Source organism: Stenotrophomonas sp. ZAC14A_NAIMI4_1 (assembly GCF_003086915.1).
Lineage (GTDB): Bacteria > Pseudomonadota > Gammaproteobacteria > Xanthomonadales > Xanthomonadaceae > Stenotrophomonas.
In genome coordinates this window covers 4,635,156-4,651,433 of the sequence record NZ_CP026002.1, presented here as the reverse complement: position 1 = coordinate 4,651,433, position 16,278 = coordinate 4,635,156, and the positions used below count along the sequence as shown (strand labels likewise).

The window sequence follows — 16,278 nt, the reverse complement described above, 5'->3', positions numbered from 1 at the left end:
TCCTTTGGCTGCATGAAGCACCGCGAACGCATTGCCCGTTACCGCCATCTGCGCGAACAGCCCCAGTGGAAGCTGCTTGCCGCCGACCACGCCCCGGAAATCATCGGCCTGCTGCAGGGCCTGCTGATGGACGGCGAGCGCACGTTGCCGTCTTCGGTGCTGAACGAGCGCCTGCAACGCGCGCTGGACCAGCTGGCTGGCGACGAACTGTCGCGCGAGCTGCCGCGTACCGCCCAGGCCTACATCGCCCACTGGCTGGCCCAGGGCTGGCTGGAACGCCGCCTGCCCGAAGGCGCCGACCAGGAGCAGTACGAACTGTCGACCCCGGCGCTGCAGGCGATCCGCTTCGCCGACAGCCTGGAGCAGGCCCGCGTGGCCGCCACCGAAAGCCGCCTGGCGCTGGTCATCGAGCAGCTCTCGGCCCTGGCCGCGCAGACCGAAGCCGATCCCGATGCGCGCCTGTCCGCGCTGCACGACGAGCGCGACCGCATCGATGCCGAGATCGCCCGCGTCGGCGCCGGCCGCGTGGTGGCCCTGGACGGCAAGCGCGCGCTGGAACGCACCCGCCAGATCATCGGCCTGGCCGACGAACTGACCGAGGACTTCCGCCGCGTGCGCGATGACTTCGAGCAGCTCAACCGTGATTTCCGCGAACGCATCATCGACGACGAAGGCGAGCGCGGCGACGTGCTGTCGCAGCTGTTCGAAGGTGTCGATGTCATTGGCGAAAGCGATGCCGGCCGCAGCTTCCAGGCGTTCTGGCGCCTGCTCAATGATGCCGAGCAGAGCGCGCAGCTCGACGCCGCGCTGGAGGCCGTGCTCGCGCGCGGCTTCGCCCGTCGCCTGGACCGCAACGAACGCAACTTCCTGCGCGGCTTCACCAGCACCATGCTGGAACGCGGCGGCCAGGTGCACGACGTGCTGCAGAACTTCGCGCGCAGCCTGCGCGGCTTCGTGCAGAGCCGCGGCTACCTGGAACAGCGCCGCCTCAACCAGCTGCTGAAGCAGGCGCAGTCCGAAGCCCTGGCCCTGCGCGATGATTTCCCCGCCCAGCGCAGCATCGGCCGCGACCTGCAGCTGACCACCAGCCGCCTGCGCTCGTGGTCGCAGTGGAAGCTGCACGACCCGCGCAGCGCCCAGGTCGATGGCAACGTCGAATACAACGATGCGGCCGCCATCAGCCTGGAAAGCGTAGGCGACCTGGTCGCGTCGTCGGAAATCGACTTCCGGACCCTGCGTCGCGACCTGCACGACCTGCTGGACGCACAGCCGCGCCTGAGCATCGCCGAGGCCCTGGCCCAGCGCGAAGCGCCGCAGGGGCTGGGCAGCGTCATCGGCTACCTGTCGCTGGGCACGCGCTTCGGCAACGTGGTCGCCGGCGAGCAGGAACTTGCGCAATGGCGCGGAGGCGACGGCCAGGTGCGCCGCGCACGTATTCCGCTGGTTTGGTTCACCCAGGAGAGACGCCATGAGCTGGCATGAAGATCCCATCGAAGCAGCAGCGCCCGACCTGGTCGAAGACGCCTACGAGGCCGAACCGGCACCCGTGGCTGCAGCGCCGCGCCGCGGCAACGACGTCTATTACATGGGCGATACCGGCCGCCTGCCGCTGGATGCGCGCCGCGCGCTGTGCCAGCTGCTGATCGGCCCCAGCATCGACCAGCTGCGCCACGCCAAGCTGTGGCCCGCGCTGATCCGCAGCGAGGCCGCCATCCGCTCGGCACTGGCCGACCTGTTCCTGGAACTGGTGCTGGACCGTGACAGCGGCGTGGCGTTCACCCGCCAGGCCGACACCGAAGACGTCGACGCCCCGGTGCTGCTGCGTACCTCGCCGCTGACCTTCATCGATTCGGTGCTGCTGCTGTTCCTGCGCCAGCAGCTGGCCGAGGCCGATGCGCGCGGCAACCGCGCCGTCGTCGCCGACGCCGAGATGGCCGAAGCCCTGGCCATCTACGAGAAGAACCTGTCCACCGACCGCGCCGGCTTCAACCGCCGCGTGGCCTCGGCCGTGCAGAAGATGAAGGACAACCACATCCTGACCCGCCTCGGCGGCCAGGAAGACCGCCACGAAGTCTCGCCGGCGCTGAAGCTGATGTTCTCGGCCGAAGACGTGTCCCAGCTCTCGGCGGTGTACCGCCAGCTGCGCGAAACCCCGGCTGCAGAAGCCTGAGAGACCCGAGCACCGCATGGCCATTTCCAAGCACACTCCCGCCCTGTTCAACGACGGCCTGCCGGACCCGCGCCTGCAGCAGTTCCGCATGCGTCGCCTGCAGGTGCACAACTGGGGCACCTTCAACGGCCTGACCGAAGTGCCGATCGCCGAGCGCGGCTTCCTGTTCGTCGGCCGTTCCGGCTCGGGCAAGTCCACCCTGCTCGATGCCATGTCCGCGCTGCTGACCCCGCCGGCCATCGTCGACTTCAACGCCGCGGCGCGTGAAGCCGAGCGCAGTGGCCGCGACCGCAACCTGGTGTCCTACGTGCGCGGTGCCTGGGCCGACCAGCAGGACAGCGGTACCGGCGAGATCGCCACCCAGTACCTGCGCAAGGGTGCCACCTGGACCGCACTGGTGCTGGAGTACCGCGCCGGCGATGGCCGCGTGGTGTGCCTGGTGCGCCTGCTCTGGATCTCCGGCAACGGCACCTCGGCCGGTGACGTGCGCAAGCACTACATGATCGCCGAGCGTCCCTTCGACATCGCCAAGGACCTGGGCGGCTTCGACCTGGACCTGCGCAAGCTGAAGCAGAAGCTGGCCGACATCCACCACTTCGACACCTTCTCCGGCTACGCCGAGCGCTTCCGCCACCTGCTGGGCATCGACAACGAAATGGCGCTGCGCCTGCTGCACAAGACGCAGTCGGCGAAGAACCTGGGCGACCTCAACGTCTTCCTGCGCGATTTCATGCTGGACACGCCGCGCACCTTCGATGCCGCCGAGCGCCTGGTCAGCGATTTCGCCGAGCTCGACGGCGCGCACCAGGCGGTGGTCACCGCCCGCCGCCAGGTCGAAACCCTGCTGCCGGCGCGCGCGCATTACACCGAACTGAAGCACATGCATCGCCAGCGCGGCGATGACGAGACTCTCAAGCTGGGTATCGACAGCTTCCGCGAGAGCCGCCGCCAGCTGCTGATCGAAGCGCGCCTGCGCGAGATGGATGTGCGCGACCGTGGCCTGCTGGGCGAAGAAGCCCAGCGCCGTGCGGCGCTGGACAACCACACCGAACGCCTGGCCGAGCTGGAACTGCAGCGCCGCCAGCAGGGTGGCGAGCGCATCGAGGAACTGGAACGCGAGCAGGGCCGCGCCGAAGCCGAGCGCGACCGCCGCCTGGCCAAGCAGGCGCAGGCCCGCGACGCCGCGCGCCACCTGCAGGCTGAACTGCCCGAAGACGCGCATGCGTTTGCCGAGCTGGTCGAGCGCGCGCAGAACGAACTGCAGGACCGCCAGCGCGCTTCGGCGGCGCTGGACGATGCGATCAGCGAACGCCTGGGCGGCAAGCGCGATGACGAGCGCCGCTTCGGCGAAGTGCGCGGCGAACTGGAAGCGATGCAGCGCACGCCGTCCAGCATCCCCGCGCCGATGCAGAAGCTGCGCGCGCGCCTGGCTGAAGAAACCGGCATTTCCGAAGCCGCGCTGCCCTTCGTCGGCGAGCTGATCCAGGTGCGCAGCGAGGAGCAGAACTGGCAGGGCGCGATCGAGCGCGTGCTGGGCGGCTTCGCGCAGTCGCTGCTGGTGGACGACAAGCATTACAACGAAGTGGCCGACTGGGTGAACCGCACCCATCTCGGCATGCGTTTCACCTACTACCGCGTGCGCCGCAACGATGATGCGTTCGCCCGCGAGCCGTCCGCGCGTTCGCTTCTGCACAAGCTGGAGCTGCGTGACCACGCCTTCGAAGGCTGGCTGCGCCGCGAACTGGGCAAGCGCTTCGACTACGAGTGCGTCGATGCCAAGCAGCTGCGCAATGTCGACCGCGGCATCACCCGCGAAGGCCAGGTCAAGCATCCGGGCGACCGCTTCGAGAAGGATGACCGCAGCGCGGTGAACGACCGCCGCCGCTGGATCCTCGGCTTCAACAACCGCGACAAGCTGGTGGTGTTCGAGCGCGAAGCGCAGGAACTGGCCAAGCGCATCGCCAGCTGCGATACCGATATCGCCAGCCTGCGCGGGCAGCGTGACCGCGACAACGAACGCCGCTTGGCCTGCCATGAACTGATCGGCATCCAGTGGAACGAGATCGACGCGGCCGCACCGCAGCAGCGCCTGGCTGATATCGAAGCCACCCTGCGCGACCTGCGCGAAGGCAACGCCGACCTGGCCCGCCTGGCCAAGCAGATCGACGCGGTGCGCGCCGATATTGAACAGGCCCGCCGCACCTATGAGGACACCCGCGTCGAGCGCGGCCAGCTGGTGCGCGAACGCGACCGCCTGGACCGTGCCCGCCAGCAGAGCCGCGCCCTGGTGCTGCCGGCGCTGGCCGAAGACCAGGAAGCCGGCCTGGCCGAGCGCCTGCAGGAGCAGGGCCCGCTCAGCCTGGAAACGCTGGAGGCGCACATGCGCCAGGTCAGCAACGCGCTGAACGAACAGCTGTCGTCCTCGCAGCAGGACGTCAACCGCGTCGAGAACCTGCTGCTGGGCTGCTTCCGCCGCTTCGTCCAGCAGTGGCCGGAGGAATCGGGCGACTTCACCGTGTCGGTGGCCTCGGCCGAGGATTTCCTCGCCCGCCTCGAGCGCCTGGAACGCGACGGCCTGCCGCAGCACGAAGAGCGCTTCTTCGACCTGCTGCAGAACCAGAGCAAGAACAACCTGCTGGCCCTGCAGCGCCACAGCGCCGAGGCCCGCAAGTCGATCGGCCAGCGCCTGGACGAGGTCAACGCCAGCCTGGAACAGGTGCCGTTCAACCGCGGCACCCTGCTGACCATCGAGCTGAGCGACCGTCGCCTGCCGGAAGTGGGCGAGTTCCACCTGCAGCTGCGCGAAGTGCTGTCGCAGCAGCAGACCGAGCAGCGCGAGCTGGCCGAATCGCAGTTCACCGTGCTGCGCCAGCTGGTCAACCGCCTCGGCTCGCAGGAAGGTGAGGACAAGCGCTGGCGCGAGCTGGTGCTGGACGTGCGCATGCACGTGGAGTTCATCGGCGTGGAGCTGGATGCGGAAACGCGCCAGCAGGTCGAGATCTACCGCAGCGGCGCCGGCAAGTCCGGTGGCCAGCGGCAGAAGCTGGCCACCACCTGCCTGGCGGCGGCGCTGCGCTACCAGCTCGGCGGTGCCGACAGCCAGCTGCCCAGCTACGCCGCGGTCGTGCTCGACGAAGCCTTCGACAAGGCCGACAACGAGTTCACCGCGCTGGCGATGAACATCTTCGACAACTTCGGCTTCCAGATGGTGGTGGCCACCCCGCTGAAGTCGGTGATGACGCTGGAGCCGTTCATCGGTGGCGCCTGCTTCGTCGAGATCAGCGGCCGCCACGATTCGGGCGTCCTGCTCATCGAGTACGACGAGGAAGGCAAGCGCCTGAAGCTGCCCGAACGCAGCCGACAGCAGGCCAACGAACCGGAAGAAGCCGAGGCCTGAGCGCCTCGGCGGCCCCCCTGGTAGCGCCGGGCCATGCCCGGCGGCACTTCGCCCTCACGCCCCGCGGAACGTATCCCACGCCATCCGCGCGATCAGCACCACCACCAGCCCCACGAACAGCTTGCGGATGAACGGCGTGCCGCCCTTCAGCGCCAGCCGCGTGCCCACCACCGAGCCGATGATGTTGGCCGCCGCCATCGGCAGTGCGAACAGCCACAGGATGTTGCCGGTCGGGATGAAGAACGAGATCGCTGCCACGTTCGTCGCCAGGTTCACCACCTTCGACGCCGCCGAGGCGCGCAGGAAATCCAGGCCGAAGAAGCGCACGAACAGGAAGATCAGGAAACTGCCGGTGCCCGGCCCGAAGAAGCCATCGTAGAAGCCGATGGCCGCACCGATGGCCAGGGCGATCACCAGCTCGCGGCGGCCGATCTCCTGCGGCCGGTGCAGCGCGCCGAAATCCTTCTTCCACAGCGTGTAGCCCAGCATCGCCACCAGCAGCACCAGCACCAGTGGCCGCACCGCGTCCTTGGGCAGCAGGCTGACCGCCGTGGCACCGGCGAAGGAGAAGATGAAGGCCGTACCGGCGGCGAACAGCACCGGTTTCCACGGGAAGCGCACGTTGCGCGCATAGCGCCAGGCAGCCGCGCCGGTGCCGAACATCGAACTGAACTTGTTGGTGCCGAACAGCATCGCCGGCGTCTGCTGCGGCAACACCGTGAACAGGCCCGGCAACTGCACCAGCCCGCCACCGCCCACCGCCGCATCGACCAGGCCAGCGATGAAGGCGATCACCACCAACCACCACAACTCGGGGGGAACCAGTTCCAGCACGGCAATCAACCAAAGTGGGGGCGCGACAGCATACGCCTATCACCGATGGATGCCGGGGGCGTCCCGCGCGACAATGGCGGCATGACCCGCACCCCTGCCGATCCCTGTCCCTGCGGCCTGCCCGCCGACTACGCCGCCTGCTGCGGCCGCTATCACGCCGGCGAAGCCGCGCCGGATGCCGAACGCCTGATGCGCTCGCGCTACAGCGCCTACGTGCGGCAGTTGGCCGGTTACCTGCGCCAGACCTGGCACCCGGATACGCGCCCGGCCGAACTCTCGCTGGACGAGGCGCCGGGCCAGCGCACCCAGTGGCTGGGCCTGACCGTGAACGAACACAGCGTCACCGGCCCGGACAGCGCCGAGGTCCGCTTCACCGCCCGTTACCGCATCGGCGGTGGCAGCGCGGTGCGGATGACCGAGCACAGCCGCTTCCTGCGCATCGACGGCCGCTGGTACTACCTCGACGCCGTCTGAGCCTCAGCCACCGCGCACAGCCAGCACGCGCTGGCCGCCGTGCGCGCAGACCCGGTTGCGGCCTTCTTCCTTGGCCGCATACAGCGCCTGGTCGGCTGCCTTGACCACCCCGGACGGCCGCGCATCCACGCGGCTGTCGGCCAGGCCGATGCTCACCGTCACCTGCACCACCTGGCCCGTGCCGCCACGCCCGCGCTGCTGCTGCCCGGCCGCATCGTCCCGGCTGCGCGTGCTGCGGTCGCGCAGCTGCATGCGGCTGTCCTCGATGTTCTGCCGCAGCGCCTCCACTGCATCCACGCAGGCCGGCGCCGGCCGGTCCAGGAACACCACCGCGAACTCCTCGCCGCCGTAGCGGAACGCGCGGCCGCCATCGCCCACCCGCGCCAGGCGCGAGGCCACCAGCTTCAGCACGTCATCGCCGGTGTCGTGGCCGTGGGTGTCGTTGAACTTCTTGAAGTGGTCCACGTCCACCATGGCGATGCTGTAGGTGCCGGCGGCACGCTGCAGGGTCTCGTTGAAGGCCCGCCGCCCGGGCAGCCCGGTCAGTTCATCGCGGAACGCCATGTGGAAGGACTCCTGCAGGGTCGCGCCCAGCATCAGCAGCAGCGCCGCCACGCTCAGCGCCGGCAGCAGCGCCGGCTGCAGGAAGATGCGCGGCAGCATCCACCACAGGCACAGCAGCGCCAGCAGCATGGCCGTGTGCAGCGGGCGCGGGCGCTGCCAGGCCTGCCAGCCCAGCGCGGCGGTGGCCAGCAGGAACAGCAGGGCCGGCAGCTGCGCCAGCGCATTCCAGTCACTGGGTATCCAGGCGAAATGCCGGTTCGACAGCAGGTCATGCATGCCCTGTGGCTGCTGCACGGCCAGCAGGATGAAGATGGCCAGCAGGGCGCCGCTGCCGATCCCGCGCAGCAGCAGATCCTGGCGGCGCCGGCCGCGCTCGGGCCACAGCGCGTGGGCGGCGAACAGCAGCGGCAACCAGCTGGACACGGCATGGAAGCGCAGCGGCGTCAGCGGGCTGATGTAGCCCAGGCGCAGGTAGTGGGCCAGGTCGGGGTGCAGCACCGTGAACACGGCAGCCACCAGCAGCAGCAGGCACAGCGTGCGCACCTGGTTGTACATCAGCGCCAGCCCCGAACCCAGGCAGGCCAGCAACCACGGCAGCACGCGCTGGCCGGTCCGGCCGACATCTTCGTTACCCAGCGTGGTCCACAGCACCAGCGCGACCAGCAGGGCAGGCAGCACGAACAGGTAATGCGCAGGCTGGCGGAGCGGATGATGGGACAAGCGGTCATTCCAGCGCGGTCACTACACGGCCGCAGCACTGGCGTTAGCGGCGTCGCTGCGGGGTTCTTGAATGGGCGCGATGTGAATGCGCCGGCCCTGTGCGATGACATCGCGCTCACCCGCCGCAGCCGAAGCTGGGCCCATGGACAGCGCAACCCTCGCCGTCGCTGCCCCGCAGCGTGAACTCGCCAGCCACTTCGCCCATGTGCGCGGGCGCAGCCAGCAACTGGCCGCACCGCTCAGCGCCGAAGACGCGATGCTGCAGAGCATGGACGACGCCAGCCCGGCCAAATGGCACCTGGCCCACACCACCTGGTTCTTCGAACGCTTCGTGCTGGCCAGCGTGCGCGGCCACCAGCCATGGGATCCCGCGTGGGATTTCCTGTTCAACAGTTACTACAAGAGCCTGGGCCCCGCCCACGCACGGCCGCGCCGTGGCCTGCTGTCGCGGCCCTCGCTGCAGCAGGTGCGCGACTATCGCCGGCACGTGGACGAGCAGGTGCTGGCGCGCTTGGCCGACGGTGATCTCGGTGAAGAAGCGCTGCAGCACCTGCAGCTGGGCCTGCAGCACGAACAGCAGCACCAGGAGCTGCTGCTGACCGACATCAAGCATGCGCTGTGGTGCAACCCGCTGCAGCCGCCCTATCGCGAAGACCTGGCGACGATCGCCAGCGTGCCCAGCGCGCTGGGCTGGAGGGCGCAGGACGAGCGCATCGTCACCGTCGGCGCAGCGCGCTGGCCGCAGCAGGCCGCCTTCGCCTATGACAACGAATCGCCGCCGCATCGCGTGTTGCTGCCCGCGCACGCCCTCGCCGAGCGCCCGCTCAGCAACAGCGAGTACCGCGCCTTCGTCGATGCCGGCGGCTACCGCGATCCGCGCTGGTGGCTCAGCGAAGGCTGGGCGCTGTGCGAAGCCGAAGGCTGGCAGCACCCGCTGTACTGGCACGACGATCTGCAGCGTGAGTACACGCTGGGTGGCTGGCGCGATCTCGATCCGCATGCGCCGGTCTGCCATCTCAGCTATTACGAAGCCGATGCCTGTGCGCGCTGGCACGAAGCGCGGCTGCCGACCGAGTTCGAATGGGAAGCCGCCGCCGCCACGCAGCCGCCCAGCGGCCACTTCGCCGACGACGACCAGCTGCATCCGCATGCAGGGCAGGGCACGGGCCTGCGCCAGCTGTTCGGCGATGTCTGGGAATGGACCTCCAGCGCCTATGGCGCCTACCCCGGCTTCCAGCCCTTCGGCGGCAACCTGGGCGAATACAACGGCAAGTTCATGTGTGGCCAGTGGGTGTTGCGCGGCGGCAGCTGCGCCACCCCGCGCGGCCACGTACGCAGCAGTTACCGCAACTTCTTCAATCCACCGGCCCGCTGGCAGTTCTCCGGCGTGCGCCTGGCGAGGGATCTTCCATGAGTACCGTGCAGGACGCGCTGCAGGCGCTGACCGACCTCACCCCCGGCCGCCAGCAGATCCTGGCCGACGCCGTAGCCGGCCTTTCGCGCGCCGCGCGCCAGCTGCCGTCCAAGTATTTCTACGATGCACGCGGCTCGCGCCTGTTCGAGCAGATCACCCACACCCCCGAGTACTACCCCACGCGCACCGAACTGGCGCTGCTTGACCGGGTGCTGCCGGAGATCGCCCGCGCCGTCGGCGCGCATGCCCACGTGGTCGAACTGGGCAGCGGCAGTGGGCGCAAGACCGCGCGCCTGCTGGCCGCCCTGCAGGACCCGGTGGCCTACACCCCCATCGAGATTTCGCGCGCCGCGCTGCTCTCCAGCATCGATCACCTGGCCCCGGCCCTGCCGCAGGTGGAAATGCTGCCGGTCTGCGCCGATTTCACCCGCCCGGTGCAGGTCCCCACGCCGGAACGCCCGGCGGCGCGGCGCCTGCTGTTCTTCCCGGGTTCCACCCTGGGCAACTTCGCGGGCGACGAAGCGATCGCCCTGCTGCGTGCGATGCGCCAGACGATGGGCGATGACGGCCTGGCGCTGGTCGGCATCGACCTGCACAAGGACCCGGCGCTGATTGAAGCCGCCTACAACGATGCCGACGGCATCACCGCCGCCTTCACCCTCAACCTGCTGGCCCGCCTCAACCGCGAAGTGGGCAGCGACTTCGATCTCGATGGCTTCCGCCACCAGGCCCGTTACAGCACCGCGCGCCTGCGCATCGAAACCGATCTGGTCAGCCAGCGCGAACAGGACGTGCACCTGGACGGGCAGACCTTCCACTTCCAGGCCGGCGAGCCGATCCGGGTCGAGTACAGCCACAAGTACACCGAGGCCAGCTTCAACCACCTGCTGCAGCAGGCCGGCCTGGAAACCGTCGCCCACTGGGACGCGTCCGACCCCGCCTACGGCCTGCGCCTGCTGCGCGCCTCCGCTCCGCATCGGTAGTGCCTGGCCATGCCTGCCGGCTGCCAGGCCGTCCGCCCGCGCTAACATGGCCCCAGCACCGGCAACACGGAGGACGCCATGCCCTTGATGACCACGCTCGGCCTGGCCGCCGCGCTGGCCGCGCCGTCGATGGCGCCAACGACGCCCGCCGCGGATCCGGCGTTCGCCCGCTGCATGACGCAGCTGCAGGCCACGGCCGCCAAGCAGGGCGTGGCCGCGGACCGCTTCACCGCGATCACCGCCGGCCTGCAGCCCGACCCCAGCGTGCTGCCACTGCTGGACGCGCAGCCTGAATTCACCACGCCCATCTGGGATTACCTGGCCGCGCTGGTCGATCGCCCGCGGGTGGATGACGGCCGCGCGATGCTGCAGCAGCACCGCGACCTGCTGCAGCGCGTTTCAGCGCAGTACGGCGTCGATCCGGCCACCATCGTCGCCGTATGGGGCGTGGAGAGTGACTACGGCCGCGTGTTTGGCAAGCGCCCGCTGCTGCAGTCACTGGCCACGCTGTCCTGTGCGGGCCGGCGCCAGCCCTTCTTCCGTGGCGAACTGCTGGCGCTCATCAGGCTGATCGAGCAGGGCGACCTGCAGGCGCAGGGGCTCACCGGTTCCTGGGCCGGCGCCTTCGGCCACACCCAGTTCATGCCCAGCACCTACGCGCGCATCGCCGTCGACGGCGATGGCGACGGCCGCCGCGATCTGGTCGGCAGCATTCCCGATGCACTGGCCTCCACCGCCAACTATCTCAAGCGTGCCGGTTGGCGCAGCGGCGAACCGTGGGGCATGGAAGTGCGTGTCCCCGAGGGCTTCAAGACCAGCCAGGCCGGGCGCACCCAGCGTCGTGCGCTGGCGGACTGGCGCGCACTGGGCATCACCGGCCTGGATGGCAGCGCCCTCGCGCCGCCGGGGCTGCCGGCCGATGCCCGCGCGGCCCTGCTGCTGTCCGCCGGCAGCAAGGGCCCGGCGCTGCTGGTGTTCCGCAACTACGATGCGATCTACAGCTACAACGCCGCCGAAAGCTACGCACTGGCCATCGCCACCCTGGCTGACCGGCTGCGTGGCGGCAATGGGCTGGCCACGGCCTGGCCCACCGATGATCCCGGCCTGGGCCGCGACGAGCGCCGCCAGCTGCAGACCCTGCTGCTGGCCCGCGGCCACGATATCGGCAGCGCCGATGGCATGATCGGCAACGCCAGCCGGCGCGCGATCCAGGTCGAGCAGCGTCGCCTGGGCTGGCCCGATGCCGATGGCCGCCCCGGCCAGCGCATCCTGCGCGCGCTGCAGGGCGAACCACGCACCCCGGCCACGCCCACCCGTTTCAGCCTTCCCGCCAACTACAGTGCCGCGCAGTCGCCGGCCATACGGAGTCGATCCACCGTGCAACAGATCCAGGGTGTCAGCAGCGGCCAGTTCCAGGGACTCGATGCCTGGCTGGTGGAAACCCCCGAGGCCACCGCCGCCATCAGCGTGTTCGGCGGCCAGCTGCTGTCCTTCGTGCCCAAGGGCCAGCCCGATGTGATGTGGCTTTCGCCCAAGCGTGCCGAGCTGCCGACCCCGATCCGTGGCGGCAGCCCGGTGTGCTGGCCGTACTTCGGCCGCCAGGGCCAGGGCAACGATGTGCCGGCGCATGGTTTCGTCCGCACCCTGCCGTGGGAACTGCAGCAGGCGCGCCGCCTCGACGATGGCAGCATCGAGCTGACCCTGGCGCCGCCGGCGCTGCAGGACCTTGGCCTGCGCCTGACGATGACCGTGCGGGTGGGCCGCGAACTGCGCCAGCAGCTGGTCACCGAAAACACCGGCACTGCACCGGCCACCTTCACCCAGGCCCTGCACAACTATTTCCGCGTGGGCGACGCCACCCGTGTCGAGGTGGATGGCGTGGACGGGGTGACCTACCAGGACAAGTACGAGAACTACGCGCAGACCCGCCGCCAGCAGGGGCCCTGGTCGCTGCGCGACCCGCGCGACCCGGGCCGCAGCGACCGCATCTACAGCCCGGCCGGTGGCCGCTACGTGCTGCGCGACCCGGTGCTGAAGCGCCGCATCGAGCTGCATACCGAAGGCAGCCGCGCGCTGGTGGCGTGGAACCCCGGTGCTGAAGCCGCGGCGAAGATGGCCGATGTCGGCGATGGCTGGCGCGACTACGTCTGCCTGGAGGCGGCCAACGCCGGTCCCGATGTGGTCACCATCGCCCCGGGCGGCCGCCATGTGCTGGTGCAGGTGATCTCGGCAGCGCCTCTATAGCCGGCGCCAGGCCGGCTGCTTTTGACCGCGGGCCTGTCATGGCACCGGGTATTAGTCGCAATCTGCACGGAACGCAGCCGGCCTGATTCCCCGGATGCCGCCCGGGCATCCTCATCCGGCCCGGGAAAGGACCAGGCCATGGGCTTTTCCAGGCCGGATCGACAGCAGTGACGCTATTGGCCTGGACTGGCCTGCAGCACCCGGCAAGCATCCCTCGCACTGTCACGACGGCGGTGCGAGGGCATCGGTGCGGCAGGAACAAGGAGAGGCTTCATGGAAGAAGGGCGTTGGCACTACACCGACGGGGACCGTCACCACGGGCCATGCACGCTGGCCGAACTGCGGCAACTGATGGAGCAGCGGACCATCACGCCGGAAACGCTGCTGCAGCGCGAGGGCGGTTCCGGCTGGCGGCCTTTTGCCGAAATCGACCCGGCGGCAGACGCGCCGGTGGATTCGGCCGCCCATGATCCCTACCGCGCATCCGCAGCCGCAGCCGGTCCGGAAACGACCGAAACGACCGAAACGAGCGCAGTGGATCACCTCGACGGTGAGATGGCGCCGTATGCCGCGTTCGTGGGCCCGCGCTTCGCCGTCTATCGCCAACGCTGGCGGCTGGACTTCGGCGGCGCCAACGCTGCCAGCACGTGGCACTGGCCGGGCTTCCTTTTCGGGGTCATCTGGATCATGTATCGCAGGATGTACGGTATTGCGGCGCCCTGGTTCGGCTTGATGATCACCCTGTTGGTGCTCGAGAAGCTCGCCGGCCTGCCCGAGCTGGTCACCTTGCTCATCTCCGTGGGGCTGTCCATCACGGCGGGCGTCTGCGGCAACGGCTGGTACCTCTCCCACTGCCAGCGGAACATGGCCGAGGTACGCCGCCTGCGCGGCTACGATGAACCACGGCGGCTGCGCGCGCTGGCCGAGCGGGGCGGCACCAGCGTGGGTTCCGCGCTCGCCGCCCTCGGTGTAGCCCTGGCCATGAGCGTACTGGGTGCGCTCATGGCGGCCTGAACCGTCTCAACCCGATGTGCGTGGCCGCAGTACCAGCAGGCACAGCGAACCTGCCACCAGCCCCCAGAATGCCGAGCCGATGCCCGCCAGTGACACCCCGGAGGCCGTCACCAGGAAGGTGACCAGCGCGGCCTCGCGGTCGCGCTCCACGGCCAGGGCGCTGGCCAGGCTGTTGCCGATGGTGCCGAACAGGGCGATGCCGGCCACGCAGGCCACCAGTTCCTTGGGGAAGGCGGCGAACAGCGCCGCCACGGTCGCCCCGAACAGGCCGATCACGATATAGAAGGCGCCGGCCGCCATCGCTGCGGTGTAGCGGCGCGCGGGGTCCTCATGGGCATCGCGGCCCATGCAGATCGCTGCGGTGATCGCCGCCAGGTTCAAGGCGTAGGCGCCGAAGGGGGCCAGCAGCGTGTTGACCACGCCAATCCAGCCGATCACCGGCGAAATGGGCGCGCTGTAGCCGGAGGCGCGCATCACCGCCACCCCGGGGATGTTCTGCGAGGCCATGGTGACCACGAACAGGGGCAGGGCGATGCCAGCCACCGCCTGCCACGACAGTGACGGTGTGACCCAGTGCGGGGTGGCCAGCTGCAGCTGCAGGTCCTGCGCATGCAGCAGGCCACGGCTGGCGGCGATGATGATGCCCACCAGCAGGGTGGCGATCACCGCATAGCGCGGGAACAGGCGGCGGCCGGCCAGCCAGGTGGCGAACATTGCCAGGGCGAGCACCACCTGGGTGTTCATTGCCATGAACACGTCCAGGCCGAAGCGCAGCAGCACGCCCGCCAGCATGCCGGCGGCCAGCGCCATCGGTACCCGCTGCATCAGGCGGGAGAAGATGCCCGAGAAGCCGGCAATCATGCCCAGCACTGCCGCGAGCAGGAACGCGCCGGTGGCTTCGGACAGCGAAGCGCCACCAGCGCCGACCACCAGCATCGCCGCGCCGGGGGTCGACCACGCGGTGACCACCGGCACGCGGTAGCGCAGCGACAGGCCGATACAGGTCACGCCCATGCCCAGGCCGAGCGCCCACATCCATGAAGCGATCTGCGCCTGGTTGGCGCCGACGGCCTGTGCGGCCTGGAACACGATCACCGCCGAACTGGCGAAGCCCACCAGCACCGTAATGAAGCCGGCCACGATCGCCGGCACCGAAAGATCGCGCCACCACACCTGTCGAACCTGCGTGCCCATCGCTGTCTCGTCTGTATGCATCCGTACATACATAGCGCTTGCGGCGTTGACCGCGCAACGCGCGGGCAACGCCGCAGTGATGCCGGCACGCACGCTATGCATGGCGCAGGTGACGTCTTTGTCATCTTCCTGAAAAAAAAATCTTGACGAATCCTGCAGGATCTCTAGAATTCGCTCCCTTGCTGCGGCGTGGCAACTTCCTCGGAAGTGACCCGCCAACAGCGACGCCACACCGGCGAACGAGATGATCGAACGAAGGTGTTGACGGACTCAAAAAGTCCGGCATAATAGGCGGCTCGCAACGACGAAAGACCTTCGGGTCCAACGACGAAGCAGCATCGGCAACAACGTCCACTTCGGTGAGACGGCCTTGAAAAAAGGTGTTGACGAAGCGGAAAAGCCGGCTATAATGGGCGGCTCGCTACGAAGGAAACTTCGCAGCACACGGGAATGGCGCTGAGGCCACTTCCCAAGATCTTTGAAAGTATGCGCAGGTATCTTGTGAAGGCGCCTGCAGGAAGGATGATTGTCCATCTTGCAGACGTTTGATCAAGCAACTATTAATTGTTTTAAAGCAAGCGATACGTTGCCAGCATCAATCATCTGCAGCTTTAAATTTTGATCTTCGGATCATGTAGTTTTAAGTGAAGAGTTTGATCCTGGCTCAGAGTGAACGCTGGCGGTAGGCCTAACACATGCAAGTCGAACGGCAGCACAGTAAGAGCTTGCTCTTATGGGTGGCGAGTGGCGGACGGGTGAGGAATACATCGGAATCTACTTTTTCGTGGGGGATAACGTAGGGAAACTTACGCTAATACCGCATACGACCTACGGGTGAAAGCAGGGGACCTTCGGGCCTTGCGCGATTGAATGAGCCGATGTCGGATTAGCTAGTTGGCGGGGTAAAGGCCCACCAAGGCGACGATCCGTAGCTGGTCTGAGAGGATGATCAGCCACACTGGAACTGAGACACGGTCCAGACTCCTACGGGAGGCAGCAGTGGGGAATATTGGACAATGGGCGCAAGCCTGATCCAGCCATACCGCGTGGGTGAAGAAGGCCTTCGGGTTGTAAAGCCCTTTTGTTGGGAAAGAAATCCAGCCGGCTAATACCTGGTTGGGATGACGGTACCCAAAGAATAAGCACCGGCTAACTTCGTGCCAGCAGCCGCGGTAATACGAAGGGTGCAAGCGTTACTCGGAATTACTGGGCGTAAAGCGTGCGTAGGTGGTTGTTTAAGTCTGTTGTGAAAGCCCTGGGCTCAACCTGG

General features: G+C 68.2%; 10 protein-coding genes, 1 pseudogene and 1 other annotated feature. Of the genes and pseudogenes, 8 read left to right on the top strand and 3 right to left on the bottom strand.

Annotated features, from left to right (window positions below; all coding sequences use genetic code 11):
• Window positions 1-12: 12 nt before the first annotated feature.
• The 3 genes and pseudogenes from C1926_RS21175 (at window position 13) to C1926_RS21165 (ending at window position 5,567) form a co-directional block, all read left to right on the top strand.
• Entirely contained in the window at window positions 13-1,482 is a 1,470-nt protein-coding gene (locus C1926_RS21175) for a DUF3375 domain-containing protein (RefSeq protein WP_079224391.1), read from the top strand.
• A 100-nt stretch (window positions 1,483-1,582) separates the two neighbouring features.
• Window positions 1,583-2,170 (top strand): annotated as a pseudogene (locus C1926_RS21170) (DUF4194 domain-containing protein); the annotation flags it as partial.
• 16 nt (window positions 2,171-2,186) lie between these two features.
• Window positions 2,187-5,567: an ATP-binding protein gene (locus C1926_RS21165; protein ID WP_108760559.1), complete on the top strand. Its 3,381-nt coding sequence runs from the start codon at window positions 2,187-2,189 to the stop codon at window positions 5,565-5,567.
• 54 nt (window positions 5,568-5,621) lie between these two features.
• Here C1926_RS21165 and C1926_RS21160 read toward each other — a convergent pair whose 3' ends face one another.
• Window positions 5,622-6,401 (bottom strand): TSUP family transporter, encoded by a 780-nt coding sequence (locus C1926_RS21160; protein WP_079224385.1) that lies wholly within the window; start codon window positions 6,399-6,401, stop codon window positions 5,622-5,624.
• Window positions 6,402-6,482: 81 nt separating this feature from the next.
• On the opposite strand from C1926_RS21160, the gene C1926_RS21155 reads away from it, so the two are divergent.
• A complete protein-coding gene (locus tag C1926_RS21155) occupies window positions 6,483-6,875 on the top strand; it encodes a YchJ family protein (RefSeq protein ID WP_108760781.1) in 393 nt (130 codons plus the stop codon).
• Window positions 6,876-6,878: 3 nt separating this feature from the next.
• Here C1926_RS21155 and C1926_RS21150 read toward each other — a convergent pair whose 3' ends face one another.
• The gene (locus tag C1926_RS21150) at window positions 6,879-8,159 is read right to left on the bottom strand and encodes a GGDEF domain-containing protein (RefSeq protein ID WP_108760558.1); all 1,281 of its coding nucleotides are present in this window, start codon (window positions 8,157-8,159) and stop codon (window positions 6,879-6,881) included.
• A gap of 142 nt (window positions 8,160-8,301) precedes the next feature.
• Between C1926_RS21150 and egtB the strand changes: the two genes are divergently transcribed.
• From egtB to C1926_RS21130, 4 genes are all read left to right on the top strand, one after another.
• A complete protein-coding gene (gene egtB / locus C1926_RS21145) occupies window positions 8,302-9,573 on the top strand; it encodes an ergothioneine biosynthesis protein EgtB (RefSeq protein ID WP_108760557.1) in 1,272 nt (423 codons plus the stop codon).
• Complete coding sequence (gene egtD, locus C1926_RS21140; protein ID WP_079224380.1) at window positions 9,570-10,556, top strand: L-histidine N(alpha)-methyltransferase; 987 nt, start codon at window positions 9,570-9,572, stop codon at window positions 10,554-10,556. The genes egtB and egtD overlap by 4 nt, the downstream gene beginning before the upstream one ends.
• 129 nt (window positions 10,557-10,685) lie before the next feature.
• Window positions 10,686-12,800: a lytic murein transglycosylase gene (locus C1926_RS21135; RefSeq protein ID WP_108760780.1), complete on the top strand. Its 2,115-nt coding sequence runs from the start codon at window positions 10,686-10,688 to the stop codon at window positions 12,798-12,800.
• 273 nt (window positions 12,801-13,073) lie between these two features.
• Window positions 13,074-13,814 carry a GYF domain-containing protein gene (locus tag C1926_RS21130; protein WP_108760556.1) on the top strand — a complete coding sequence of 247 codons (741 nt, stop codon included), beginning with the start codon at window positions 13,074-13,076 and terminating at the stop codon, window positions 13,812-13,814.
• 6 nt (window positions 13,815-13,820) lie between these two features.
• Here the strand turns inward: C1926_RS21130 and C1926_RS21125 are convergent, their stop codons facing one another.
• Window positions 13,821-15,008 (bottom strand): benzoate/H(+) symporter BenE family transporter, encoded by a 1,188-nt coding sequence (locus C1926_RS21125; RefSeq protein ID WP_108760555.1) that lies wholly within the window; start codon window positions 15,006-15,008, stop codon window positions 13,821-13,823.
• A gap of 649 nt (window positions 15,009-15,657) precedes the next feature.
• Window positions 15,658-16,207 (top strand) — a sequence feature (16S ribosomal RNA rRNA prediction is too short).
• Window positions 16,208-16,278 lie beyond the last annotated feature (71 nt).